The sequence below is a fragment of the SAR324 cluster bacterium genome, from assembly GCA_029245725.1.
Classification (GTDB): Bacteria; SAR324; SAR324; order SAR324; family NAC60-12; genus JCVI-SCAAA005.
In genome coordinates, this window is record JAQWOT010000051.1 from 1 (window position 1) to 1,816 (window position 1,816).

The following is a 1,816-nucleotide window of genomic DNA, read 5'->3' on the forward strand; positions in this document are numbered from 1 at the left end:
GGCAAGAATCAAATCCCTGAGGCGGCTGCTCAATGCTGAGGGAAAAGTACAAGAATTGCCAGTACGTCAACTGGAGCTTTTTGTGGCACAAAGAACTCTAGAAGATTCTCCAATGAAAAAGGGGGAGAAAATTGCGCCCAAGACTGTGAAGGAGGAATTGAGTCTGCTGAAAAGTATTTTCAAGAAGGCAGTAGAGATTGGTGAACTCTCGGCAGTTCCAATCAGAGGAACAAGCTATCCAGAGATAGAGGTGAATAACATCAGAGAAAGAATTTTTTCAGAAGAGGAGTTTCAAAGATTGCTGGAAGCAACCCCTCTATGGCTGCAGGGAATCATTATCATGGCTCAAGGCACCAGCATACGTCAGAATGAAATCGTTCAGCTAACGTGGGACGCTGTTGATTTGGAAAGAGGTTTTGTTCGGCTTAAGGCAAAAGATACGAAGACGAGGACATCCCGTATCGTAAAACTTCTACCTCACGTGGTGAAGATGCTAAGTGAAATCCCCAGAGTGAACCACACAAGAAAAGTTTTTCTCTCAGCACTTGAAAAGCCGCTGCCCTATTGGACTACCTACTGCCATGACACATGGAAAAATGCCTTGGCAACAGTAGGAATCACGGATGCCTGCTTCCATGATCTTCGACATGATTTCATCACCAAGGCTATTCGAAAGGGGACAAGACCCTACATAGTGATGAAGCAGGTTGGCCACAAAAGTGATGTGATGCTCAGGAGATATCAACTCATTGACGAAGATGATTTGGAAATGCTGGAAATGTAGGTTGTAAAGCCAGCTATTCGCATTATTTTTTCGAGTATTTTACAAACTCAGGCTCGATCAACTTCACGATGCACAATTTTGAATTCTAGGAGGCTCATCCTTAAATAGCTTTCTTCTCATTGATGAACCTCTGAAATACAAAGTAAGCCCACTACTTTCTTTGGGTGGCTCCGAATTGAAAGCTATGAAAGCCTATTACATGAATGAACGATCACTTGGTACTTAATTCTATAGATTTTTGTTCCTTCATGAGCAGAGCTTTTTGATATTTTTTTGAATAGTATTTCTGATCGAACTCATCAAACATCTCTGGCATTCCGTCTTCTGCATACTTGTCAAATTTTTCGTGGTTGGCTGTCAAATCCCACCAAGACCTACAAGCATTTCTGATGGAATCTTCCAAAGTTCCCTTCAAAGACAGGCCAGAAGCGGGACGGCATTCACCCTCAGGATAATTGAAAAACCGAATGGAGACCTCCTTGATAAGCAGGCCACCAGTGGGGCATGATCCGCATTGATTGAATTCAAAATTATTGAATATGACTCTGAGCTGCTTATCAGACATATCCTTTACTATCGCTTCTGAATACACACGATGAGATGTTGCCGCAGGATTTCGTTCTTTGGTAGTACAGCCGATACTAAAAAATAAAAGGAAAATTAATAATAGTTTCATATTTGAACCAATCTTTAGTGAATCCTCTTTTTGAGTGCTCTCCATTGAATCGCTCTGGAAGAAAAAACAGACCTTCCGTTGCCGCTTGATGCCAAAGGTTTTACAATCTGCTTGGATAGGAGTTTAAGTATGACGGCTTGGAGAACGGATGAATTTCTAAATTTCTTGATCAAGCAAATTCTGGGGGAGAATCCAAATTCTAGGAGATACGCAGCTTAAGTCTATTAAAAGGGTGATTCTGACCCAGCAACGTGGGTGTGAAGTTATTGAGGGTTTTTATCTGTGTACTCTAAGAATTTTTTACGAAATTCTAAAGGGTGATCAATATTATCAATGAAGGTTTCACTGCCTCCTGT

2 protein-coding genes are annotated in these 1,816 nt (G+C 41.4%); one reads left to right on the plus strand and one right to left on the minus strand.

All coding sequences use genetic code 11. The features are described from left to right. Positions 1-784, plus strand: a 784-nt coding sequence (locus P8O70_02065; GenBank protein MDG2195670.1) for a tyrosine-type recombinase/integrase, incomplete at its 5' end; no start/stop codon positions are given. Between the two features lie 211 nt (positions 785-995). Here the strand turns inward: P8O70_02065 and P8O70_02070 are convergent. Then, complete coding sequence (locus P8O70_02070) at positions 996-1,505, minus strand: hypothetical protein (protein MDG2195671.1); 510 nt, start codon at positions 1,503-1,505, stop codon at positions 996-998. Between the last annotated feature and the right edge of the window lie 311 nt (positions 1,506-1,816).

Bases quoted from the DNA above. Each gene is read 5' to 3' on its own strand.
- P8O70_02070 (MDG2195671.1), bottom strand. From the start codon at position 1,505: ATGGAGAGCACTCAAAAAGAGGATTCACTAAAGATTGGTTCAAATATG.